Source organism: Marinobacter sp. (assembly GCF_041595835.1).
Taxonomy (GTDB): domain Bacteria; phylum Pseudomonadota; class Gammaproteobacteria; order Pseudomonadales; family Oleiphilaceae; genus Marinobacter.
Genome location: NZ_JBFHJO010000016.1, coordinates 23172 through 47066, shown reverse-complemented (window position 1 = coordinate 47066; position 23895 = coordinate 23172). Strand labels below are relative to the sequence as shown.

The 23895-nt window shown below is 51.1% G+C and carries 22 protein-coding genes; 11 read left to right on the top strand and 11 right to left on the bottom strand.

What is annotated here, in order from left to right; all coding sequences use genetic code 11:
- The 7 genes from ABYA77_RS07775 to ABYA77_RS07745 all read right to left on the bottom strand — a co-directional run bounded on the left by ABYA77_RS07775 (window position 1) and on the right by ABYA77_RS07745 (window position 7988).
- On the bottom strand, window positions 1-1029 hold the full coding sequence (locus ABYA77_RS07775) for an NAD(P)H-dependent flavin oxidoreductase (RefSeq protein ID WP_372965388.1): 1029 nt from the start codon (window positions 1027-1029) through the stop codon (window positions 1-3).
- A gap of 242 nt (window positions 1030-1271) precedes the next feature.
- The gene (locus ABYA77_RS07770; protein ID WP_303289679.1) at window positions 1272-1478 is read right to left on the bottom strand and encodes a cold-shock protein; all 207 of its coding nucleotides are present in this window, start codon (window positions 1476-1478) and stop codon (window positions 1272-1274) included.
- 323 nt (window positions 1479-1801) lie between these two features.
- Window positions 1802-3361 (bottom strand): FGGY-family carbohydrate kinase, encoded by a 1560-nt coding sequence (locus ABYA77_RS07765; RefSeq protein WP_372965387.1) that lies wholly within the window; start codon window positions 3359-3361, stop codon window positions 1802-1804.
- A gap of 1 nt (window position 3362) precedes the next feature.
- Window positions 3363-4949 carry a glycerol-3-phosphate dehydrogenase/oxidase gene (locus tag ABYA77_RS07760; protein WP_372965386.1) on the bottom strand — a complete coding sequence of 529 codons (1587 nt, stop codon included), beginning with the start codon at window positions 4947-4949 and terminating at the stop codon, window positions 3363-3365.
- Window positions 4950-4962: 13 nt separating this feature from the next.
- A complete protein-coding gene (locus ABYA77_RS07755) occupies window positions 4963-6567 on the bottom strand; it encodes an FAD-binding oxidoreductase (RefSeq protein WP_372965385.1) in 1605 nt (534 codons plus the stop codon).
- Window positions 6568-6680: 113 nt separating this feature from the next.
- Window positions 6681-7340, bottom strand: coding sequence for a transglutaminase-like cysteine peptidase (locus tag ABYA77_RS07750; protein WP_372965384.1), 660 nt, complete (start codon window positions 7338-7340; stop codon window positions 6681-6683).
- 9 nt (window positions 7341-7349) lie between these two features.
- Complete coding sequence (locus ABYA77_RS07745) at window positions 7350-7988, bottom strand: type II secretion system protein N (RefSeq protein WP_372965383.1); 639 nt, start codon at window positions 7986-7988, stop codon at window positions 7350-7352.
- A gap of 205 nt (window positions 7989-8193) precedes the next feature.
- Here ABYA77_RS07745 and gspE point away from each other — a divergent pair, with 205 nt between their 5' ends.
- From gspE to gorA, 10 genes are all read left to right on the top strand, one after another.
- Window positions 8194-9702 carry a type II secretion system ATPase GspE gene (gene gspE / locus ABYA77_RS07740; protein ID WP_372965382.1) on the top strand — a complete coding sequence of 503 codons (1509 nt, stop codon included), beginning with the start codon at window positions 8194-8196 and terminating at the stop codon, window positions 9700-9702.
- Window positions 9703-9705: 3 nt separating this feature from the next.
- Entirely contained in the window at window positions 9706-10917 is a 1212-nt protein-coding gene (gene gspF, locus ABYA77_RS07735; RefSeq protein ID WP_372965381.1) for a type II secretion system inner membrane protein GspF, read from the top strand.
- A 64-nt stretch (window positions 10918-10981) separates the two neighbouring features.
- Window positions 10982-11422: a type II secretion system major pseudopilin GspG gene (gene gspG, locus ABYA77_RS07730; RefSeq protein WP_372965380.1), complete on the top strand. Its 441-nt coding sequence runs from the start codon at window positions 10982-10984 to the stop codon at window positions 11420-11422.
- Between the two features lie 16 nt (window positions 11423-11438).
- On the top strand, window positions 11439-11966 hold the full coding sequence (gene gspH / locus ABYA77_RS07725; RefSeq protein ID WP_372965379.1) for a type II secretion system minor pseudopilin GspH: 528 nt from the start codon (window positions 11439-11441) through the stop codon (window positions 11964-11966).
- Complete coding sequence (gene gspI, locus ABYA77_RS07720; RefSeq protein ID WP_372965378.1) at window positions 11963-12340, top strand: type II secretion system minor pseudopilin GspI; 378 nt, start codon at window positions 11963-11965, stop codon at window positions 12338-12340. Before gspH ends, gspI begins: the two co-directional genes overlap by 4 nt.
- Complete coding sequence (gene gspJ / locus ABYA77_RS07715; protein WP_372965377.1) at window positions 12340-13077, top strand: type II secretion system minor pseudopilin GspJ; 738 nt, start codon at window positions 12340-12342, stop codon at window positions 13075-13077. Before gspI ends, gspJ begins: the two co-directional genes overlap by 1 nt.
- Window positions 13074-14081 carry a type II secretion system minor pseudopilin GspK gene (gspK, locus tag ABYA77_RS07710; RefSeq protein WP_372965376.1) on the top strand — a complete coding sequence of 336 codons (1008 nt, stop codon included), beginning with the start codon at window positions 13074-13076 and terminating at the stop codon, window positions 14079-14081. The genes gspJ and gspK overlap by 4 nt, the downstream gene beginning before the upstream one ends.
- Before the next feature lie 2 nt (window positions 14082-14083).
- On the top strand, window positions 14084-15391 hold the full coding sequence (gene gspL, locus ABYA77_RS07705) for a type II secretion system protein GspL (protein ID WP_372965375.1): 1308 nt from the start codon (window positions 14084-14086) through the stop codon (window positions 15389-15391).
- Between the two features lie 4 nt (window positions 15392-15395).
- Window positions 15396-15929, top strand: a complete 534-nt coding sequence (gene gspM, locus ABYA77_RS07700; RefSeq protein WP_372965374.1) for a type II secretion system protein GspM — start codon at window positions 15396-15398, stop codon at window positions 15927-15929.
- Window positions 15930-15965: 36 nt separating this feature from the next.
- Window positions 15966-17327, top strand: coding sequence for a glutathione-disulfide reductase (gene gorA / locus ABYA77_RS07695; protein WP_372965373.1), 1362 nt, complete (start codon window positions 15966-15968; stop codon window positions 17325-17327).
- Between the two features lie 50 nt (window positions 17328-17377).
- Here the strand turns inward: gorA and ABYA77_RS07690 are convergent, their stop codons facing one another.
- The 3 genes from ABYA77_RS07690 to ABYA77_RS07680 are packed head-to-tail and all read right to left on the bottom strand — an operon-like array spanning window position 17378 to window position 22167.
- Complete coding sequence (locus tag ABYA77_RS07690) at window positions 17378-18901, bottom strand: sensor histidine kinase (RefSeq protein ID WP_372965372.1); 1524 nt, start codon at window positions 18899-18901, stop codon at window positions 17378-17380.
- A gap of 13 nt (window positions 18902-18914) precedes the next feature.
- Window positions 18915-19898 carry an ABC transporter substrate-binding protein gene (locus tag ABYA77_RS07685; protein WP_372965371.1) on the bottom strand — a complete coding sequence of 328 codons (984 nt, stop codon included), beginning with the start codon at window positions 19896-19898 and terminating at the stop codon, window positions 18915-18917.
- A gap of 49 nt (window positions 19899-19947) precedes the next feature.
- Entirely contained in the window at window positions 19948-22167 is a 2220-nt protein-coding gene (locus ABYA77_RS07680; protein WP_372965370.1) for a TonB-dependent receptor plug domain-containing protein, read from the bottom strand.
- Window positions 22168-22292: 125 nt separating this feature from the next.
- Here ABYA77_RS07680 and ABYA77_RS07675 point away from each other — a divergent pair, with 125 nt between their 5' ends.
- Entirely contained in the window at window positions 22293-22913 is a 621-nt protein-coding gene (locus tag ABYA77_RS07675) for a J domain-containing protein (protein WP_372965369.1), read from the top strand.
- Here ABYA77_RS07675 and ABYA77_RS07670 read toward each other — a convergent pair.
- Window positions 22872-23888, bottom strand: a complete 1017-nt coding sequence (locus ABYA77_RS07670) for a bile acid:sodium symporter family protein (protein ID WP_372965368.1) — start codon at window positions 23886-23888, stop codon at window positions 22872-22874. The genes ABYA77_RS07675 and ABYA77_RS07670 overlap by 42 nt on opposite strands.
- Window positions 23889-23895: the final 7 nt, after the last annotated feature.

Here is a 23895-nt window from a genome sequence, read left to right as displayed (position 1 = left end):
TTAGATGACGAGTTGTCTGAGTAATTCACTGGCAGCAACTTCCTGGCAACCTGACGTATTCTGACCAGCCCAGAGCGGGCTAAAGTCTCCCGAGTTTTTCGCTTCTGCCGCAGCCCGTAACGGGGCTATAGCCGTTGAGGCCATTGGGAACTCTGGAGCGCTCTCAGATATTGGGCCAAGCTCCTGAATAACTCGGTTCACAATGCCTCGGGCGGCACCGCCGGTGAATAGGTTAGTGAGAGCCGTATGCTGTGATCTGTATTTCAGAGCATCTCTGTGCACAGGTTTCGTGTTGGCTTCGTGGCAAAGCAGGAAGGCTGTTCCCAGTTGTACTCCTGCCGCACCTAGCCTGATAGCGGCTTGAACACCGGGTGAGTCGGCAATGCCCCCCGCTGCAATTACGGGGATATCGAGAGCTGCGACCATCTGAGGTACCAAAGCAAAAGTACCCATTTGCCTCGAAAGATCTTTACTCAAAAAATGCCCCCGATGGCCGCCCGCTTCAAGCCCCTGCGCGATAACGGCATCGGCGCCGTGCTGCTGTAGCCAAAGAGCCTCTTCCACGGTGGTAGCCGTTGAGAGAACCTTGGCTCCTGCCGCTTTCACGCGTTGTAGTAGCGTCAATTCAGGTAACCCGAAATGAAAGCTTACTACGGCCGGCCGGAACTCTTCAACGAATGTGGCGGCCTCAGAATCGAATGGCTTTCTACCAGCTCCGGCAGTAATGGCTGAAGTATCTATCCCTAATTCATCGTAGTAAGGCGCTAGCGCTTCTCTCCAGGCCAGCTCCTGCTGTTCGTTTGGCTCAGGTGAAGTATGGGCAAAGAAATTGAGGTTGAACGGATGACTGGTGCCGGCTTTTACTGTCTGGAGTTCTGACCGAAGCTCATTGGTGTCTAGCATGGCACAGGGCAGGGACCCCAATCCACCAGCATTAGATACGGCAATCGCCATTGCGCTACCCTGAACGCCCGCCATGGGTGCCTGGATAATGGGGAACTCAATGTTCAGAAGGTTTTGCAGGTTCATAGGCCGTGATCCTTTACCAAATAAACAAATTTAACTGCTACTGTGTTCGATTGTGCCATTTGATTGCAAGCTAATCAGTCATATTGATGGGGCTGGCGCTCGATTATCAGGCCAGAGCCTGGAAATGTTTTAGATGGCTGGGGTTGCTGCTAAGAATTGAGAGGGGGAGGGGATTTTATTTTGGTTAGAAATGAAAAAAGGCAGCCGAAGCTGCCTTTTTTATAACGCTAGAGGGCTGTAAATTACAGACCTACTACGTTTTCCGCCTGAGGACCTTTCTGGCCCTGAGTAACGGTGAACTCAACTTGCTGGCCTTCTGCCAGAGTTTTGAAGCCGCCGCCCTGGATGGCGCTATAGTGAACAAAAACGTCCGGGCCGCTTTCGCGAGTGATAAAACCAAAACCTTTAGATTCGTTGAAAAACTTAACAGTACCGGTAACAGTTGACATATATATAATCCTGAACTCAATCATTTTAATGTGCCGTCTAATCGTCTTAGTGACGTTAGATCAGCGGGTTGTGCGGAAACAAAAAACTTGCGTGATCAAAAACAGGACGATGCACTACTGAATACAACAGGTATCGGTCTTATTGATGAATGCTTTGCTAAATCTTTCCAACGACAGCCACTCTACTCCTACCGGAGCTGAATGCAAAGCTATTTTTTATAAGTAGTAACCGTTGAGTAGTGGTGGATGTTGCAAACTACAATGCGCGTATTCATAGTCGGCAATACGTTCCTTTTCGTAAGAATGTTTTTGGAAGGTTTCATTTACCGCGGGTATCCGGTGATGCTTCTGATCTTCCGGTACAGTGGCTGCAGCCGGTTGTACATTTCCAGATACACTTCGGAGTACAGCTTCTCATATAGGGCTGAAGCTTCAGTTGCAGGCTCAAACACCTGGCCTACCCGGGTCATTGCTTGCACTGCGGTTTTGAAATCGGGGTGAAGGCCAAGACCTACCGCTGCATCTATAGCTGCACCAAGACCTGATGTCTCGTATGTATGCGGACGCTCTGCCGGTAATCCGAAGATATCTGCAGTTAGCTGCATGGCGGCGTCACTCTGGGAGCCTCCGCCAGCTACCCGAAGACGTCGGATAGGTTGTCCATTCCGTTTTTCCAGGCGCTCCTTGCCTTCTCTGAGGGCGTACGCCAGGCCTTCAAGTATTGCTCTATACATATGTGCGCGGGTGTGTACGTCACCAAAACCGATAATTGAGCCTTTTGCTTCGGGGCCCGGCTGACGAACACCGGGGCTCCAGTAGGGCTGAAGCATCAGGCCCATTGAGCCGGGCGGTACGGAATTGACGAGTTCGTCGAAAAGGGTTTCGGCTTCTATGCCTTTTTGCTCGGCGATCTTCTGTTCTCGTAAACCAAATTCCCGCTTGAACCAACTCACCATCCAGAATCCCCGGTAAATCATAACCTCTGTCGAATAGTGTTCCTGTAATGCCGAAGGGTAGGGCGGCATAAAACGGGTTGGTTCAACATATTTGGGATTGGTGGTGTTAATGGTGGCTGTTGTTCCATAGCTCATGCAGGCTATGTCGGGTGTAAGGCCTCCTGACCCCAGAATCTCACAGGCCTTATCCGATGCGGCGGCAATAACAGGCAAGGATCTTGTTAGTCCGAGGTGTTTGGCCGCTTCTGGTAAAAGCCTGCCCAGCGGTTCCCCTGGCTTTACAAGTTCGGGCAGCATATTTCGTGTTATTGGCGTTACCTGCCATTTGAAATCCCGCGGGCCCGCCCACTGGTGTTTTTTGTAGTCGAAAGGAAGGTAGCCGACCTGGCTGCCCGTGGAGTCACGGTATTCACCCGTCAGCCGGAAGTTCAGATAGCCCGACAAAAGCAGGTATTTATGGGTGTTGGCCCAGATGTCAGGTTGGTTTTGAATTATCCAGTTAGCCTGGGTTTTTTCTCTGAAGCGCCGGATCGGTTCTTCGGCTCTGATGAGTTTAAATAACAGTCCCCATGGCCCTTTCACCGGGCCATTCACGCTGGCGTGGCGCTGGTCTAACCAGATAATGGCTGGCCTTAAGGGGTTCCCGTGTTTGTCCAGGTTTATTACTGTGCCACGTTGCGTGGTGACAGTAACTCCTGCTACTTGTCCGGGCTGTGCACTGGTGTTGCTCCATAGTGCACGGCAGGCCTGGCCCAGGTTTTGCCAAAAATACTCAGGGTGCTGTTCGGCCCATCCGGGTTGCTCTGAAAAATACGGCTCGATATCCTGTTTGCCCTTACCCAGAAGGTTGCCGTTCTTGTCGAATAACAACGCACGGATACTTTGGGTGCCGTTGTCGATGGCAAGAATGAGTGGTTCGCAGTCCATCTCAAAGCTCCCAGCTGTCAGGCAGGCTGTAAGCTTTACGGTACAGCTCCAGATAGCGTTCGACTTCTTGTTCCCAGTAAGCATCGCTCCAGCCCAGAAGCGACTGGCAGTATTCACGAACATCTGGCAAAAGTTGCTCTGCACCGTCAGGGCAGGTGAGGCCAAGTCGTGTTCGGCGCAACATTAAGTCGTCAAGATGGACAACCTGTTCATGTTGGCAGGCCCACTTAAGCTCCATCCATAGAGTGTTTGTGTTGCCCACCCGGTCATAGGCTTTATATTTCAATAAACCCGGGAGTTCCTGACCGTAAAATCCTTCCAGCCTTCTCCAGTTAAGGTGGCTGATTGGATCTGGTTTCGGTTGGTGTGGAGGTTTCGTGAAGACGGGGATTTGATCGTTTCTCAGTATAGATGAATCATTATTAAATGCTGTCAGTAAAGCTTCGCGGGCGATCTGGCGGAAGGTGGTCAGTTTTCCTCCAGAGATGCTGACCAGGCCGTTGTCATACCGTAAAGCATGCTCTCGGTTTTCTTTTGAGGGGGCTTTTCCTTGCCCGTCAGTAACCACGGGGCGTACGCCGGCCCAAGTGGACAAGATGTCGCAGGTCTGAATCCTTGCTTCCGGGAATAGCTGGGTTGAGACGTTAAGGAGATAGGCGACCTCAGGTTCAGTAATACTGGGCTCCAGATTCAGGTCTTCGTGGTGATCCAGGTCGGTTGTCCCAAGCACTGTCGTGCCCGACCAGGGAAAGGCAAAGACCGGACGTTCGTCGTTTGGATGTAGTAATGAGACGGCGCAGGTTACCGGTAAGCGCTGCCAGGGAATGACCAGGTGGCTGCCCCGAAGTGGGCGAATGTTTAATGGGTTTTGATGCTGGCCCTGTTTTTGAAGCCTGTCTGCCCATGCACCCGTAGCATTGATGACACGGTTGGTCTTGATGTGGATAGCGTTTTCAGGATTTTCGCCTTCAGGAATTAAGTCGATGCCGGATACGTGGCCATCCTTCCCTCGTGTTACCCGGGATGCGGCAACGTAATTAATGCAGGTTGCGCCATCCAGTTGCGCTTCTGCGATAAGTCTTTGCACTAAACGAGCATCGTCGGTCAGAGCATCGGTAAAGCTGCTCGCTGCGATCAGGTTTTCCTGAGTGAGCCCGGGGGCCCATTGTAAGGTTTGTGCTGGCGTCAGTTTCTGCCGGGTACGCGCGCCGGCGAGCCGGTCGTATACTGCGAGAAGTATCTGAAATAGCCGGGGGCCAGGAAATTTTCCGTGGTAATGAGGCATCAGGAATGGGATCTGGTCCACTAAACCGGGGGCTTCTTCCATCAGGCGTTCACGCTCACGCACAGCTTGCCTTGTCAGCCCTATATGACCGCTACCCAGATAGCGCAGCCCTCCGTGCACCATTTTGGAGGATCGGCTGGAGGTGCCCCAGGCAAAGTCTTTTTGCTCTACCAGTAGAGTGCGTAAGCCGCTACCTGCAGCTTCTCTAGCCGTGCCTGCTCCGCTAACGCCTCCGCCAACCACCACAACATCGAATTGCTTGGTCGCGCTTTTAAGCGCATTCAGCATATCTTGCCGCATCATAGTCCTCTCGTGCTCAATCTAGCAGAGTCGTTGGATTCAGGCGTTTTTCCGGGTCAAAACTGGTGGTTAGCGCCCGAATGGCGCGCATGCCAAGCTCGCCTTTTTCAACAGGTAAAAACGGCGCGTGATCTTTGCCGACCCCGTGCTGATGACTGATTGTTCCACCGTTACGCACAATGATTTCTGATGTTGTGTTTTTAAGATGTTGCCACCTTGCCAAGGTTTCCGGATAACTATCTGCAACCCGGAAAACGTACGTGGTATAGATTGAACAGCCTTGGCTGTAAAAGTGGGAAAGATGAGTGAAAACGTGAGATTTTTCGTGTTTATCATCCAGGCCCGTCCGCAGGCTCTCTTCCATTTTTTCGAGAAGTGTATCTACATTCTCCCAGTTCGTGGCGGTTTCCACGGTGTCAACGGCATAGCCCATTTGCCAGAGCGCTTCACGAAAATAAGGCATGGTGAAGCGTTTTTCTGCCCACTTGGAGCCCAGTTTGGTGCCGGTGTATACGCCATCGTATTCTTTACAAACCTTTCGCGCTTGTTTCAGGCTTGCCTCGCACTGGGCTTTAGAGCCGGTCACACCAAATGTCATCATACATTTGCCGTCATTGGTGCCGCGAATAGACAAATATTTTTCGAACAATCCGATCATTGTTGGATGTCCGGCTAAGGCAAGCTGGGTTTCTGTTTCAATAGCATTGCTGAGCCTAAGCATTGATAGCTGTATTCGGTTCTGAACAAGCTTTCTTGCTGCTGTACGCGCTTTTTCCCAGTTTGGGAAAAACACAACGTGGAAGCTTTCGCAGTCAGGAAGGCGAGTAATGCGCGCCTTTACTTCAGTGATCAGTCCTAAACGCCCTTCAGAGCCTAAAATCATTTCCCGAACATCAGGCCCAGCGCTGGATGCGGGAATAGTGGGAATCTCAAGGGTGCCTTGTAGTGTTTCGATACGACCGCCGGCAAACAACTGTTCGATTCGTCCATAGCGCAGGGACTGTTGGCCACTGGAACGGGAGGCTACCCAGCCACCAATGGTGGAGAGTTCAAACGATTGTGGAAAGTGACCAAGGGTATAACCATGTGCACGAAGCTGGGATTCTACGAGTGGCCCAGGAGTACCGGCCCCGAAAGTGGCTAACTGGCTCTCTCTATCTAAATCGATCAGGCGGTTCATTCTGGCCATACTTACCGTCAGGACGGGCTTGCCCTGATCAACCGGATTAATGTGGCCTGCGACGCTGGTACCTCCACCGTATGGGATCAAATCAATGTCATGTTCCTGGGCGTACTGAAGAAGGCTTCGCACATCAGAATTAGTGCAGGGAAATGCTACGCCGTCTGGAAAGGTGCCAATGTCACCGCTGCGTAGAGCCAGCCAATCGGGAAGGCTTTGCCCTCGGGCGTGTCGAATCCTTGTTTCCGGGCTGGTATCAATCAGCGTAATTAATGTATCAACAGAAGGAAGACGAGACGCCGGAACCCGGGGGCAGATTTCGTCGAGTGATACATCACTGAGAGCTGAGGGTCTTCCGATTCTGCTGGCAAGAAATTCCTGGCCACCCTCCGGGATATCCAGATTGAATTGATCATCACCCCATCCGTTCCAACGTCGCATCAGTTACTTCTCCATGAATACATTATTGGTTGGCATTCTATAGGTAGAGTGGGAAATCCGGATGTCGGTGTGCGACATCATCAATGTCATTTACCGACATCTGGTAAAAAGGGTCAGGGTTGCAGTGATTTGGTTAACCGGTGGTTCAGGTCTTGCCAGTGTTCAAGTTTTTCGGAATCGCCGATTCTTGGTCTGTCACCTGATGATTTGTTTAACCAGAGTCCGTCACCGTTAAAGCTGTAAACAGGTTCAAGATCAGTGCGTTGTGACGCAGTTTTAATCTCATTTATAAGATTGTCCAGGATCAGCGGTTCGGCATCGGGGGTTTTGTACCACGCCAGGACCATATGGGCCTGATTGAGCTCCAGAGCTTTAACGTAGACGATGCGAAGTTCTTCGTCTGGTACACCTATCTCGCGCAATGTGAGGTATTTGGCGATTGAGAAATCTTCACAATCACCGCCGTTAGTGGTCAGAAGTTCAACTGGGGTAGCCCAATAGTCCTCTTCACCCCAGTGGCCGATGTCGCTGACGAAATGAACCCGGTTGAAGAAGGAGTTTACTAACCGAAGTTGTCGATCGATCGGGGCATTCGCGGCAAGTATCTGCAGCCTTTGCCAGTTCTGGAGGCGCTGGTGTGCTTCCTGGCCAAAGTCTTTGAGTACGTAATCCATCAGCTTGTCGCTGAGCTCCAGGGCGCTAACAAGGGAGACAGCCACCAATAAAGGGAGGAGAAGGGAACGGCGGGGTAGGAGTCTGTCAGCCGTTACCATAGCCAGGCCTCAGTTATTGTTCCGGAGCCGCTCGCGCAATTGCTCCAGACGCTGCCGGATTTCCTCACGCCTCTGTTGTTCACCTGTGGATTGAGTGCCGGGAGTTCGCTGGGCTGCCTGCGGCTGAACTGCTGGTTCGCGATCGTCGTTGTCTGCCATCAGGATGCCTGTGGTTTCCTCGGTTTCAGGGAAATACAGGTTTTCAAGTTTCCCCTGGCGCTCAATGATCACGCGGTTAGGGAAAACGGTCCGAAGTGTGGCATTGCCAGGCAGCTCCCTGCCAACCAGATAGGCCTCGGTTTTGCCTTTGTCGTCTTCAATAAGTGCGCTGCCAGGAAACTCTCCCTCAGCAGCCAGAACACCTCGCAAGGAGAGCCTGAGATTGGTCTCTGGAAGGTTCTCTGTATTGGAATCCGCTGCTGTATCGTGTGAGGAGGGCGAGCCAAACATTGCCAGGCTGGCAAGATCCACGTGAGGGACTTTGTTAGCCAGTGTGGTCTGGATGACCGAACTCTGGCTTTGTTTCGGCAGAGATGCCCGCTTTTCTGCTTGCCAGAATTGGTATCCTTGCCACAGGGTAGCGCCCACCATGGCTGATGCGACAGCAAGAGTGAGAAGCAGTGGAGTCGTTTTGTTGTTGGCAAGCATGTATTGTCCTGAATACAGTCACGGGATCGTAAAAAGCCCACAGGTTATCAGACTGGAACTCTTTAGTGGCAGTATAGTGTATAGAGTTGTTTAGTGGTTCCCATTCCTGTGGTAGCCTTTTTGTAAGCTGACAGGAACACGGGTTAGGTGAGTACACTGGCCCTATAAAAAAACCAGTGACTAGACGGATGTTAAGAGGAAAAGCTTGATCACCGAGACCGATATTCAGCCGCAGGATTCGCCGCTGGGCAGACTTCCTTTCACCTTTGCAAAACGTAACGGCGTTATCCTTACCCGGAACGAAGAAGGTGAACCGGTTATCCTTGTCCGGCCTGGAGCCTCTCATACCGCGCTTGCCGAGGCAAATCGTGTAAGTGGTGGTCGTGCGCGTTTTACTTCCATAGAGCCCGGCCAGTTTGATCAGGCGCTTAATGCGGCCTACCAAAACGATTCCGCTGAAGCGATGCAGATGGTAGAAGGTATCGGCGATGATATGGATCTTGCCTCTCTGGCAGACTCAGTTCCTGAAACTGAGGATTTGCTTGAACAGGAAGATGACGCACCTATTATTCGCTTGATCAACGCGATTCTTACCGAAGCGGTTAAAACCAGTGCTTCAGATGTTCACATCGAAACTTATGAAAAACAGCTGATCGTGCGCTTTCGTATTGATGGTGTGTTGCGAGAGGTTGTGCAGCCTAAGCGTGCTCTGGCACCGCTACTTGTTTCCCGTATCAAGGTTATGGCTAAGCTCGACATCGCTGAAAAGCGGGTCCCCCAGGATGGACGAATCGCCCTCCGGGTAGCCGGCAGGGAAGTGGATATCCGGGTCTCGACGATGCCGTCTTCGAGCGGCGAACGAGTAGTGCTTCGTTTGCTGGATAAGCAGGCGGGTGCCATCCGCCTGGAGTCATTGGGTATGGGCGAGCAGGACCTGAAAGTCCTGCGTAAACTGATTCATCGCCCCTACGGTATTTTGTTGGTTACCGGACCTACTGGCTCCGGTAAATCCACGTCTCTTTATGCGGGACTTCAAGAAATTAACGATCGCAGCCGGAACATTCTGACTGTAGAAGACCCTATTGAATATAACTTGCCTGGAATTGGCCAGACTCAGGTTAATCAGAAAGTTGACATGACGTTTGCCCGGGGGTTGAGGGCGATACTTCGTCAAGACCCTGACGTGGTTATGATTGGTGAAATCCGTGACCTTGAAACCGCCGAAATTGCCGTGCAGGCCAGTTTGACCGGTCACCTGGTACTTTCAACGTTGCATACAAACACCGCAGTAGGGGCTATTACCCGACTGATGGATATGGGGATTGAACCCTTCCTGATTTCATCCAGCCTTGTGGGTATTGTGGCTCAGCGATTGGTACGAGTGCTCTGTGACCAGTGTCGTGAACCCTATATCCCGACCGAAGAGCACTGTGAGTTCTTGCAGCAGGATCCCGGTAACCCGCCTACTATTTTCCGCGCGAAAGGTTGCGAACACTGTAATCAGCTGGGCTACCGGGGCAGGGTTGGTATCTACGAAGTGGTGGAGATTACAGAGGCCATCAGTGCTCAGATTCACAAACGGGCAGGGGAGCTGGAGCTTGAACGAGAGGCTCGCAGACATAGCCCCAGTATCCACGCCGATGGCGTTAAGAAGATTCTGGATGGTGTGACCACTGTGGAAGAAGTTTTGCGCGTAACCCACCGGAGTCAGTAACCCATGCCAGCATATGAATATAAAGCGCTGGACCAAAAAGGTAAGCAAAAGCAAGGTGTGGTTGAGGCCGATGCGCCCAGAGCGGTAAGGCAGCAACTCCGTGAAAAAGGCCTCACGCCCCTGTCCGTTGAGCCAGCCGTTGAGAAAGAAACCCGTAACAACCCTCTGAGTAGTCGTGGAACGCTGAACGCTGCAGATCTCGCGCTGATAACACGGCAACTGGCGACTCTGATACAGTCCGGGATTCCGATCGAGCAGGCTTTAAGTGCCACGGCCCAGCAAACGGCCAAGCCCCGCATACGAGGTATGTTGATTGCCATTCGCTCGAAGGTAATGGAAGGCTACACGCTGGCGGACAGTTTCGGAGAGTTTCCCAAAGCATTTCCCCGGCTTTACCGTTCTACGGTCGCTGCGGGAGAACATGCAGGCCATCTTGATCTGGTGCTTAATCGTCTTGCGGATTACACCGAAAGCAGGCAGGAAGCCCGTCAAAAAATTCAGCTTGCCGCTATTTATCCGATCATTCTAAGTGTTGTGGCAATTTCTATTGTGGTGTTCCTGCTCACCTATGTAGTGCCTGACATTATCGAAGTGTTCCTGAAACAGGGGCAAGATTTGCCGGGCCTGACGATGGCCATGTTGGCCGTGTCGGATTTTTTAGGCGCTTTTGGTGTCTACCTATTAATCTTATTGGCATTGGTGGTCATTGGGTTCCGGATTGCGCTGACAAAACCGGCATTCAGGATAAAGTTTCATAAACAGCTTCTACACTTACCGCTTTTTGCCGGGATGGTCCGTGGTGTTAATACGGCCCGTTACGCCAGCACGCTGAGTATTCTTACTACAAGTGGTGTGCCTTTGGTGGAAGCCATGCGTATTGCGGGTGAAGTGTTGTCGAATGACTTCCTGCGCCAGGAGCTACGTGAAGCCGCCCGTAAGGTCAGCGAGGGTGGTTCACTGCACCGTGCACTTGACCAGACGGGTTACTTTCCGCCGATGATGTTGCACATGATTGCCAGTGGTGAGTCCAGTGGTGAACTTGACAGCATGTTGGAGCGTACTGCGCGAATGCAGGAAAATACGCTGCAATCTAAAATAGCGGCGATTGTTGGTTTGTTCGAGCCTATGATGCTGCTGATTATGGGTGTTGTTGTGCTAATTATTGTATTGGCAATTATGTTGCCGATTCTGAATATGAGTAATCTGGTGGGCTAAGCATAGTCCGGGGATCATCTGAAACGTGAAAATCAAGAACCACGAGTAAACGACGAGTGACATTATGAGTAAGAAACTGAACCGCAACATAGCCAGCGCCAAGGGTTTTACACTGATCGAAATCATGGTTGTTATGGTCATTCTTGGTCTGTTGGTAGCCATTGTCGCCCCCAATATCATGGGCAGAAGTGATCAGGCCAAAGTCACTGTAGCTGAAACTCAGTTGAGCAATATTGCTAATGCGTTGGACTTGTACCGTTTGGACAACAGCCACTACCCATCTACACAGCAGGGGCTGGAAGCCTTGGTTAGAAAGCCGAGCGGCAGTCCTGAACCTAAAAACTGGAATCCTGACGGTTATCTGAAGTCAGTTCCGGAAGACCCGTGGAATAATGAATATCAATACGTGAGTCCGGGCACATCAGGCGCTTATGACCTCTACTCATTTGGTTCGGATGGCCAGGAAGGCGGTGACGGTGATGCTGCGGATATCGTTTTCGAATAACGGGAAGTAATTTATTGTGCGCACCAGGGCGAGCCATTCCGGTTTTACACTGATCGAAATACTGGTCGTCCTGGTTATTGTCGGGCTGCTGGCGTCGCTTGCCGTTTTTAATATGGGGAGCAGTTCTCAACAGCGTGAACTCGAGAATAACGTCAGAGAGCTTTATCTGCTGATGCAGACGGCTTCCGAGCAGGCCATTCTTGATAATTTGGAGCTTGGCCTGTTGCTGGAGGAGGATGGCTACCGTTTTGTGGCTTTTCAGGACGATTCCGGTCAATGGAAACCTTCCGGTGAGCGGCTGTTCAAAAAGCGAATGTTACCGGAGTGGCTTACGCTTACCGAATTTGTGGAAAGCGACGCACCCCGCCTGGCTACCGCTGAGGATATACTCCGCCCCAACGTCGTGTTCTTTTCAAGCGGCGAAACAACCCCCTTCGAGATTGAATTCACCATTGGCAGAAATTCTGACCTGATGCATGTGATTGCCTCTGATGGCGTATCCGAGCTGGAATGGCGACGGCCAGGTTCCGGAGATGAGCAATGAACAGGCGAACCAAAGGATTTACGCTGCTTGAGGTACTTGTTGCGCTGTTGGTTTTTAGTCTGATTGCGACGGCTGCAGCGGAAGTGGGGAGTCAGTACATTGCAGGTTTTGAGCGGGTTCGGGACAAAACCCTGGCTGGCTGGATTGCAGAAAACCGCATCAATGAGCTGCGATTGCAGGAAACACTACCGGGTACATCTGAAAACTCTGTTGATACAGACTTTGGCTCGTATCGTTGGCAGGTGACCACGGTTGTTCAGGATACGGCAGAGCCCTCTATGAAACGGGTCGAAGTGACTGTGGCCAAGTATCCGGCAGAAAAGGATACACCGTTCCCGATACACACGTTGTCTGCTTTCCTGGGAGCTAAGTAATGCAGGCCGGCGGCACCTCAAGAGCACAGATGGGCTTCACCTTGATGGAGATGCTCATCGCTGTAACCATTACTGCTGTTATTGGCCTGGGCGTATGGCAGGTGGTTAGTGGTGTAGTGAGCGCCAGAGATAGAGTCAACGAACTGGCCGATCAGTTTGATGGACTGCAAAAAGCCATGCTACTGCTTGAGCGGGACATTACCCAGGTTGTGAACCGGTCATCCCGAGATGTCTACGGTGATTTTACACCGTCGCTTTCTTCCCGGGATGATGCCTTCAAGTTATTGATCACGCGCCAAGGCTGGCGGAACCCGTTAGGCCTCCGGCGCAGCTCTCTTCAGCGTGCGGGGTGGGAGTTCACCGGCACAGAACTTCGGCGCCGTTACTGGCCGGAGGTTGACCAGGGGCAGGAGGACAACAGCCGAGACGTTTTGCTTCTGGACAATGTGCTCGAATTTCAGGTTCGGTTCCTTGACGAGGAACATAAGTGGCATAACCAGTGGCCGTCCGATGAGGTGCTGGCTAATACGGATCAGGGAGCACGGCCAGACATAGCATTACCTATAGGCCTGGAAGTTGTGCTTGAGCACGAACGTTTTGGTGAGATCGTTCGCTTATTCAGCCTGCCAGATTTTGTACAGGATCAGGCTCAGGCTGTCGTCAACCAGCAGCTGGAGGCAGTAACTGAATCCGGCACTGATGAAACAGCCGAAGAAAGCTCGGAGAATACTCCGTGAATCAGTTTCAGGGGTTTGGAATCAAACGTCAGGCCGGTGTTGCGCTGATTATGGTGTTGCTGGCCATGGCGCTCGTTGTCATGCTGGCAACTGGTATGATGAAGCAGCAGAGCTTACGGGTTTATAAAGCCAGCCACTATCTGGCGCAGCAACAGGGCCTCAGTATTGCACTGGGTGCTGAAGAGTTCGCCAAAAGAATTCTGGTTCGCGATTACGAAGAAGATCAGGAAAACAGCCTGATGGTGGACAGCCCGGATGAGTTCTGGGCCATGCACGCAGCCATTCTGCCGCTTGACGAAAACGGTGTTGCGGAAGTGCAGATCGATGATCTTGGCGGGCGCATAAACCTGAATGATTTAGTTGCCCCGAATGGGCAGGTGGATCCTCTCACTAAAGACCGGGTGTCTCGGCTGTTAATTGCGCTGGGCATTAATGATTTGCATGTTGATACGCTGATTGACTGGATAGATGCGGACGATCAGACCGCAAGTGCCTATGGTGCGGAAGACGGCCAGTATCTGATGGCGGAGCCCGGATTTCGGGCAGCCAACCAGCCCTTTACGTCAGTCACTGAGCTTCGGTTGATTGAGGGCATGACAGAAGAGATATATGCAGCTCTGCGCCCACATGTGACGGCGCTGCCCGTAAGCGGCATCGGTATCAACGTAAACAGCGCAACCGTGCCGGTGCTGATGTCACTTCATTCGGAACTGAATGAAGCGCAGGCTGAATCGATCATCGCAAAGCGTGAAGAAGAGCGCTTTGAGAACCTTCAGGACTTTCTGGCGATGCCCGAATTTTCGGGATTAGGGCTTAAAGCCAACGGTTTAACTCTTCAAACCAGGTTTTTTGAAGTTGTATCACGGATTACCTACGATAATCGTGTCGTAAATATGATTAGCACGGTGTTTCGTAATCCGGAAGGTGAGGTCCGGACTGTTCATAGGGATACCGGACAAAAGAACAGGATCTCCAAGGAACCTTACACTTTCTCAGAAGGATAGCCATGTCTTATCGTCTTTATGTACGGCCGTTACCGCCATTTGCGGACCCGGAGCAGAACCCGGAGGCTCAACTTTATTGTTGGGTGTTGCTTGATGCTGGCGGCGATGCTCAGGCGCATGGCAGTGCTGACCCTCGCGAAACTATTGAGCAGACATTAGCGCAAAACGCTCTCGACAAGGTGTTATTGACAGGTCTTGTTCCTGGTGATGAAGCTACGTTTTGTGTGGCTGATATTCCCGCTAAGCAAAGCCGCTTCATACAGCAGGCATTGCCCTACGCGGTTGAGGAACAAATCGCCCAGGATATCGAAACTGTGCATCTGGCTTTGGGGCCGCACACATCGGAGGGATATCTGGTTGCAGCTATAGATAACGCTGTGATGCAAAAATGGCATAGTCTGTTTTCAGGCTGGAACCAGGTGCGTTTGGAGGCTATTTATCCAGATGCCTCGTTGTTGCCAGCACCGGAATCCGGCTGGATGATGTGTCTGGATGGCGATTTCGTGATGATGCAAAGTCAGCGCGGCGAGTGGCTCAGAATGCAGGTCGATAATTTGCCTTTATTTGTCATGACCATGGCCACGCCTTCCTCAGAAGAGGTTGTTGCAGAAGTTCCAATACAGTTATATGGGCTCAAAGCAGAACTGGACCATCAGCAAACATTGATCGATCAGTTGTCCGCCGCATCTGGCAGAATGAGTGTTCATCAGAAACCTCTGGAATTTTCTGTATTGGAATTTCTGGCCTGGGCGCACCATCAGCACTTGTGCCAGCCAGTGAACCTGTGCCAGGGCCAGTTTTCTGTCAAAATTTCAGGTTCAAACCCCTTCAAACCCTGGAAACCGTTGATTGCCGTTGCGTCGCTCTGGTTTGTCATTCAGCTAGGACTGGATATCGGCATGGGCATGTATCACAAACAGCAGGCTGAAGATCTTCGGGCTGAGGCTATGGCAATTTACCGGCAGGCTTTCCCGTCAGACCGCAGAACTCATGCTGGGAATGTCCGCCGGGTTATAGAGGGCCAGCTACGGGTGGCAGGGTCTCAGGGGCTGGATGCTGATTTCATTACCCTGATGAAATTTACCGGTGATCAGTACAGCCGCTTGCCGGGCTCTGGTGCCGTTACGTTTAATTCAATCAACTACAGCCGGAATCGCGGTGAGTTGGTGGTTGATATAAGGGCGGACAGCTATGATCGGCTGAGCCGTTTGCGTAACGGACTGGCAAACGAGGGGCTGCAAGCCCAGATTGGCTCGGTGGTTAATGAGTCAAATGGTGCTCGCGGCCGCTTGACGGTTTCAGGAGGGTGAACAGATGCTGAAGCGGATAAAAGATCTGCCGGCTATTGGTAAATTGGTTGCCAGATACGATCAATTGCCTACCAGAGATCGGCAGGCGCTGCTCGTTCTGACCGTGGCGTTGGTTGTTGCGATACTGTATTTTGGCATTTGGCGGCCAGTGGCTGAGTATCATGACCGTGCAGTTGCCAGTCGCGATAATGCAGGTGCGTTGCTGGCCTGGATGCAGGCCAACGAAGCAACCATCAAAAGTCTTGGTACTTCAGGTGGCGGAGGCTCTGTTGCGACAGGTGTCGAAAAGCCTGAGGATGGCCGTGCACTGATGGCGTTGGTTACCCGCTCGGCGGGTGAAGCCGGGCTTTCATTGCAGCGCTTCGAACCGACGGGTGATGATGCTATAAGGGTATGGATGGAAGCGGCCCCGTTTGCCGATGTTGCAGCCTGGCTTGAGCGCCTGGATGCTCAGCACGGAATAATTATCGAGCAAGCCGCGATGGACAGAGGTAATGAACCCGGTAAAGTCTCAGTCAGACTCACTCTGGCCATTTGATCCGACCAATCTATTGAAAGAAAAACAGGAGTTCCTGTGTCTGAGAACCACGATTTTGACCTGATTATCATTGGTGCCGGTTCTGGCGGTGTTCGTCTGGCAAGAACGTCTGCGCAAAAGGGGGCGAAGGTAGCGGTAGTTGAATCGCGTTACCTTGGTGGAACTTGTGTAAACGTTGGCTGTGTTCCCAAAAAACTATTCGTTTACGGTGCTCATGTCAGGGATGATCTGGAAGATGCAGGGGGGTATGGCTGGAGCATACCGACTGAAGATGTAACCTTTGACTGGCCAACACTTGTCGCCAATAAAAATGCAGAAATCGAACGCCTCAATGGTATTTATGGGCGCATGCTCGAAAATGCGGGTGTGACTATTATTGAAGGCACAGCCAGCATTGTTGATCCTCATACTGTTGCGGTAGGGGATAATCAATACAGTACAAAACATATTACAGTAGCAACAGGAAGCTGGCCTGTCGTACCGGATATTCCTGGCAAAGAGTGTCTGCTGACCTCCAATGAAATGTTCTACCTCCCGCAGCTACCCAAACACGCGGTTGTCTGGGGCGGAGGATACATTGCTGTAGAATTTGCAGGGATTCTGGCAGGGCTGGGTGTTGAAACCACATTGCTATACCGGGGCGATTTGTTCTTGCGAGGCTTTGACGGGGATGTCCGACGATTTGCCGAGCAGGAAATCCGGAAAAAAGGTATCGACCTGCGTTTCAACGTCACAATCAACTCTATCGAGTCGGATAATGCGTACTATAAGGTCAATCTGAGTGATGGTGCGACTTTAGAGACTGGACTGGTTATGGCAGCAACAGGTCGCCGTCCACTGGTTGATGGTCTTGGCCTTGAAAACGTTGGTGTAGAGCTTAACAACTCGGGTCACATTGTTGTTGATGAGCATTTTCAGACGGCTGTTCCTTCCATTTCAGCGTTGGGTGATGTTATTGGAACGCCTCAGCTGACGCCGGTAGCTCTGGCTCAGGCCATGGTTTTGACCCGGCGTTTATTTGGTGATGGTCAAGGTGAGATGGATTACAGCTCAATTCCTACAGCCGTATTCTGTCAACCCAATATAGGCACGGTAGGGTTGACCGAAGAGGAAGCCCGTGAGGCAGGGTATAGTCTGCGAATCTACCGTTCCGAATTCCGGCCGATGAAATACACACTCAGTGGTCGTGATGAGCGATGCCTCATGAAACTGGTGGTTGATGATAAAACTGACAAAGTATTAGGCGCTCATATGGTTGGCCCGGATGCTGGTGAGATCACCCAGGGACTGGCCGTTGCTATCAAGGCGGGAGCTACCAAGGAGCAATTTGATGCCACTCTGGGCATTCATCCGACGTCCGCAGAGGAGTTCGTGACGATGAGGGAGCCGGTGGCATAACCATAACCTGGCCGGCTTGGTTTACAGATAATGTAAGGGCAGCCGGTCAGTTATTCGTTCTCGTGTTCCTGAAAGTCTTCTTTTCCCGGCAGGTCAAAGGGAATTTCAAATCGAAATGAAGAGCCCTGTCCCATGTCGGATTCTAAATGCACATACCCACCCATCAGCTCAACCAATCGTTGAACCAGTGACAGGTTGAAACCTGCTCCGCCGTATGTGGAAGTGCTGTTTCCGTGATGATTATCGGAACTGGTGAATGCACTGTGCAGGTTGCCTGAAGCCATCATGCTTGTACTGGAGTCGCGAACGGTACAGGTAATCAGAACGTGTCCAGAGTCAACCTCGACCCAATTTGTCCGAACAGAAATGAAGCCATCGTTGGTGAGTTCCAGTGAATTATCAAGCAGGCCCGCGAGAACTTGCCGGACTCTGGGGGCGTCACCCACAACCAATGGTGTTTCTGGCCAGTCACCCAAGAAATGTAAATCTAACGCAAGCTCCTGCTGCTCGGCCGCGTGCCGGTACGATGCAATACAATTTGTAAAAAGTGTGCGCAAGTCAAATATCTTGGCATCCACCGCCATACTGCCACTGTTAAGGTTTGCATAGTCCAGCATGTCGGAAATAACGGTTAGCAGATCCTGTGCGGATTGCTTGGCTGTATTGAGGTAATCAGATTGCCGTGTGCTTAAAGGTTCCTGCTTGATATGATCGATCATTCCAAGGACACCAAGTAACGGCGTGCGTAGCTCATGACTCATGGTAGATAGAAACTCTGATTTTACCCGACTAGCATGCTCTGCGTTATCTCGTGCAGTTTCTGAAATGGCGAGGGTATGGTCTCTGGCGGTTTGCAGGTTTTTGAGGTGTTGAGCGAGCTGATTAAGTTGTTCCTGGATATCAGCGATTTCTTTGGCAACACCTTTACGAACGACTGGTTCGACGCTGTAATCGCCGACAATTAATTTTTCAACTCTGCTGACAAGTTGTTGCATAGGACGCAATATATTGCCCAGGAACACGTTAATCAGAAGAATGATAAGCAGCAGCATTCCTCCGCCTACCATGATGGATGACCACCAAATGTTTCGTTGCCTGATTTCAAGCGCTTTGGGAGTTATTCCGACCTGTACGGTTCCAACCTTGACGGCTCCTGAGCTGGTATTCCACCCTGACTGATACCAGTGAGTTGTATTATCATCACCCAGTGCCAGGGGTTCCTGAAGAATCTCAGCTTCATACACGTTAAATCCATGGTCTCTGTGGGCTTCAGCGGGCCTGGCTACTTTGCTGACGAACCCGAGCTCTTCACCTATCACATCCGTTACCTTGATCCAGTCCGCATCGCTGTGTTGCAAAGACTGAGCTAAAACCTGTTCAAGAGCAAAACGGTTGCCAGAAAAGATTGCGTATTCAAGTACTGGAGCAAGGTTGTCTGCCAGCATTTGACTGTTTCGGGACATATCGTTTCGAGCATCATCCAGGCGCACAGAGGTGAAAAAGGCCATCAGGACAATAAACATGAGTACTGCCGGCAATGCGCCCAGAAGCAGTAATCGGCGAGAGAGAGTCATTGATCTAGTCCAGTCATTTGACTGACTCCTGTGCGGGCTGTCGGAGAAGTTCCTCTACAGTCTTTGAAAGATACTGGCGATCCGGTAAAGGAATGTTCAGAGATCTTCCAACCTGCTCATTAACTTCGACGCTAAATACGTCCGGGTGATCAGGAGCTGGGAAAATTCCAATATCTAAATAGCTTTCAAGGAATTCAGCAGCTTTTTTAGCCATGGAGGAAAAGGGCGGATAACTCGATGCAAGGGCCCCGGCTTTAACATAGGCTTGGCTGGGGCCAATCAGAATCTTATTACGTCGATACGCTGTCAGAAGGATATGTTTAATATTTGTCGGATTGTAAATCTTATGGTCGGGCCCACCTAGCAGGAAGTCCCCGTAATTCAGTGCTCGAACAAGAGTCGAAATTAATTGCGTTTTGTTATCGACGATAAAAACCTGGCCCTGAAGGCCGTAACTTGGCAGCACGTCTATCAGTGAATCATAGATATCAGCGTTTTCCGGGCTCGCCATGATCGCCACTTTGGTGGCTTGCGGAAGGATGGCTTTACCCGTAAGGGCTTGACGCACCAGCGGTACATTATAGAAAACTGCCGTAATTCGTCCTTCTGAGGTACGGGCATAATCGGATATGAAATCATCTTCAACCAAGGTTGCGATGATCCTGGCATTTGGGTTGCTCTGGTGAACCCGAGTGAACGCATCAGGACCAATGGTAATAACTGGCTCGTCATTAAGGTAAGGCAGCTGGTTATCGGAAAGGGGAGTTAGTGCAAGATCGCTTCGGATATGACCGGCAATGAGGTCGGTAACATGTTTGTCCAGGGCTGGATTGCCTGAACTGGCTACAAACGCGACCCGGGGAGCATTTCCGTCAGGGAATGCATAGGAATTTATGGACCAGGCAAATAAAAGTATGAAAGCCATGAGCCAGGGCGGCACTGCTTTACACATATCTCCAGTTTTGCCTGATCCTTCAGAGTGCAGTTTTAGGTTCATACCATCCTGATTGGCAATCTGTTTTGATATTGACCTGTTCCATCCCGAATCAAAACCGGACACCCGCTTCAAGGAAGAACTGGTTGTGATCTTCAATGTTATTGTCAGAACTCAGTTCCGGCTCACGGTTCAGATAGTGCTGCATGGTGAAGGCGACCTCTGCGTTATAGCCGTGCTGGAAGAAGTGCTTGGCAATACGCGCATCTATTCGCTCAAACTGGTTGTGAGTCCGGATGAACTTGTCTGCCCAGTAAAAGGCAGAGGAAATTTTTAAATCAAAGGGCAGGTCCTGGATGATAGTAAAACTACCTGAGTGCCTTACCGACATCCGAGTGAGAAGCTCTGCCTGGTAGTCTTGCTCAGCGATGTCTATGTCACCCGATGCGTCGACAATAGGTTTTCCGGTGTACCAGGTGTCCTGATCAAGGTATCCATAGCTGGCGCGCAAAGTCGTACTTGGATATTCCAGTGTAGCTTCCACCTCAAAACCTTTCTGGTCGACCGCAACATTGTTGCCAAGAGTCCAGTTTTTGAGCTGGATTACACCACTGATCATATCGCGCATCTGATCTTTAAACCCGCGAACTTCCAGAGAAAGCAATGCGGTATTCATGGGGAACTGACCGAAGTAACTTATCTCCCTTGAAATAATGCGTTCCTCTTCCAGCCGCTCACCTAGAGTCGACAGCTCGGGGGCCTGGGCAGAATCAGCAATTGTGATCCGTCGGCCTTCAAGATCCGAATAGATGCCCGGCGTGACGTTGGTTAGTGTGTATCCTGTATGGGGATCTTGTTCAAAGTCATCCGGTGTGCGGATTGCTTTTGAGAACACAAACCGAAAAGCGTGCCGGGTGTTGATAACGAAGTTAGCCGCCAGGCGGGGGGAAAAGTAGCCTTCATCTGTAGTACTGGACCGGGTCCAGTCACCTCCGGTGTTCAGTGTCAGCCAGGGCCAGGGGGTGTATTCCAGATTGCCGAAATAGCGAGACTGATAGCTATGGCTTCGGCCATTAAAGTAGGTTTCAGAACGCAGGGTATCTTTACGAAATCCCGCACCAGAAACTAGCTTCAGGTCATTATTGAAAATAAGTGTGTCCTGAAATTCAACCTCTAGCCGTGTGTCCTCGTAATCCCCATTAATATTTGCCCGCAAAGGAATTTCACCCTCTGTTGCAACCTGGCAAGGCCTGACCTGGTTTTCGTCCTGATAATAAAGTGTCGGGCTATCAGGATCTCGTAAACAGTTAACGGCAGCTTCACCAAACTCTACGGCATACCTTTCCTGACGTTTGAAATTTTCAACACTGGCCATGATATGGAAAAAGTGAGTTTCTGAGGTGCTATAGTTCAGTTGTGACTGAAGGTAGTAATCCCGTATATTAATATTTGGATGTTCAACAGGGTTTGTCGACCCGCTCTTTTCCCGGTCCTGATATTTAATGCCGTCTACGACCCCCGCCATAAACTGGATATCCATTTTCGGACTGAACTTCAGGCGGGAATCATAAGAGAATGAGTTGATGTCGTGTCCATCATTAAATGGAGCCCTTTCATCACCGGAAATTGACTGGTAATCAAATCCATCAAATTTCCGTTTTTCGTATGTCAGTCGCCAGTCGGTGTCAGCTCCGACGCCACCCAGCGAACCAAATGTACGTAAATGATTTCTGGAACCTCGGGTTACCCGGAGTTCTGAACCCGCAGTATCTGCCGGATCACGGGTAATGATATTAATGGTGCCAAGAAAGGCGTTAATGCCGTAGGCTGCTGAGTTAGGCCCCCGGGCAACTTCAATCCTTTCTATCATTTCCAGCGGGACTGGCATGGTTTCCCAGTCCATGTCCGACAGGGTGGCCCGGTGAGCAGTCCGACCATTGACAAGCACCTGCATGCGCCGTTGTTCATAATGAACCGTGCCGTGATAGGTGACGACGGGCTGGTGGCTTCCGACAAAGTTGATCACCATGCCTGGCACCAATCGAAATACTTCGTATAGATTAACGATGCCCAGATCTCTGATCTGATCACCCGTAATAACCGTCGTACTTCCGGGAACGCGGGTTTTGGGCTGACGTAGCCGGGTCGTCGACAGCACTTCAGGAATATCATCGTGGAAGGCGAAAAGATCATCACTGTAGTCTTGCTCTATAGTGATGGCTACCGCCGGTGCCGCGGCTGAAAGGCACAGGGAGCTGACAAGAAGTGCGCTGCTGAGATACTTGCCCAACGTTTGCGCCTGTATGTCAGTCAGGTAATTCGTCTCGGGCATGGGACTCGTTCTATAATTACCTAATGAATTGGAGTTTAGTTGTATTTCTCCTGTAATCCTAGGAGAACCAAAGCCATTTGTCTCTAAAAAATTTATTGAGGCTACATATTTGGAGTGATCGTTTTATGAGCTGCTGGGAGATTCTGGGCATTGAACCGACTGGTGACCGCGAACAAATTCGCCAGGCCTATGAACGCCAGATGAAATTTGCTTCAAGCGAGGAGGCGCAAAGATTGGCCGACGCATACAGGGAGGCCTCCGGGCATGAGCCCCAACTCAGGGACCCTGTAGCTCCTCAGCCATCTTCAGTGGCTGGCGACAAACTGGATGCTAATGAGTCTCAGATTGTGCGGGAAGTCATCATTCAGATAAAAGCGCTGATGAACGATCCCGGACGGCAGCAGGATGCCGGTATCTGGAAAGCGATTCTGTGTGAGCCGCCAGCTGATCAGTTACCGCTGAGAAGGGAAATAGGTCAGCAACTTGAATCCTGGATTCGCCCCCTGGCGGAGAATGGTTCATTTTCCCAGCCAGTTGCTCGATTTCTTGGCGAGTGGTTTGAATGGTTCAGTGTTCAGGATGTGGCCAATGAGTCTGATCCCCGCAATTACCCGGAGCCAGAGTTGGCTGAACAGGCAACGGAAGAAGACCAGGTACCGCAGATGGTCAACTTCTGGCCCGCAGTTATAGGATGGATTATTGGCTTAGTGATTCTGACCATGCTCTTTGGTGGTATGGGCGGCTGACGCCAACTCTATTTTTACCCTATACCTTTGGGCCAGCATGGCCCCCACAATGACCTGGATCTGGTTGTAACACATGATGGGTAACACGATCATGCCAAAGCCTGGGTGGCCGGAAAACAATACTTTGGCCATAGGTAAGCCCGAGGCCAGGCTTTTTTTAGATCCACAAAACACCACGGCGGCTTCGTCTTCAAGGCTGAAGCCCAGTTTCCTGACCATTGTTGTTGCTATCAGGATGAACAGGCCCAGAAGTCCAATACACAAGAGTATAGCCAGGGCGACAGCCTGAATGGGAAGGTTCTGCCACAAACCGCTGACCACTGAATGAGAAAAGGCAGAATAGACGATGATCCAGATAACGCCTTGGTCATAGCGCGCCATGAGCGATTCATTCCGGCCCAGAATGCCACCCAACCATGGCCGCATGGCGTGGCCGATAGCAAACGGAAGTAAGAGCTGAAGGATAATATCTTTAAGCGCTTCTGCAATGGAAAAGTTTCCATCGCCTGAGGTAGATACCAGCAGCAACAGCAGAAAAGGCGTAAGCATCATACCGAAAACATTGGACGCTGCTGCGCTACAAATTGCAGCAGGTACGTTGCCTTTTGCCATGGCGGTATACGCAATAGAGGAAGATACCGCAGAAGGCAAAACTCCGAGATACAGAAATCCAAGCCCCAGATCTTTTGGCATCCATTCCGGAACTATGGCGCTAAGACCATTAATGGGTAGAACCACCAGTGGGAAAAATACAAATGTTAGCGAAGTAATCAGGATATGCAGGCGCCAATGAGTAGCGCCATCGATGATCTGCTGGCGGGAGAGAGCTGCACCGTGGAAAAAAAACAGCATGGCAACCGCCAGGGTGCCAATAGTGGCAAGCGCCTCAGCAGCTTCTCCAATAACGGGTACAAATGACGCCAGAACAATAGCGCCCAGCAGCAACAGGGTGAAGGTGTCAATGCGGAACTTCATGGTGCGC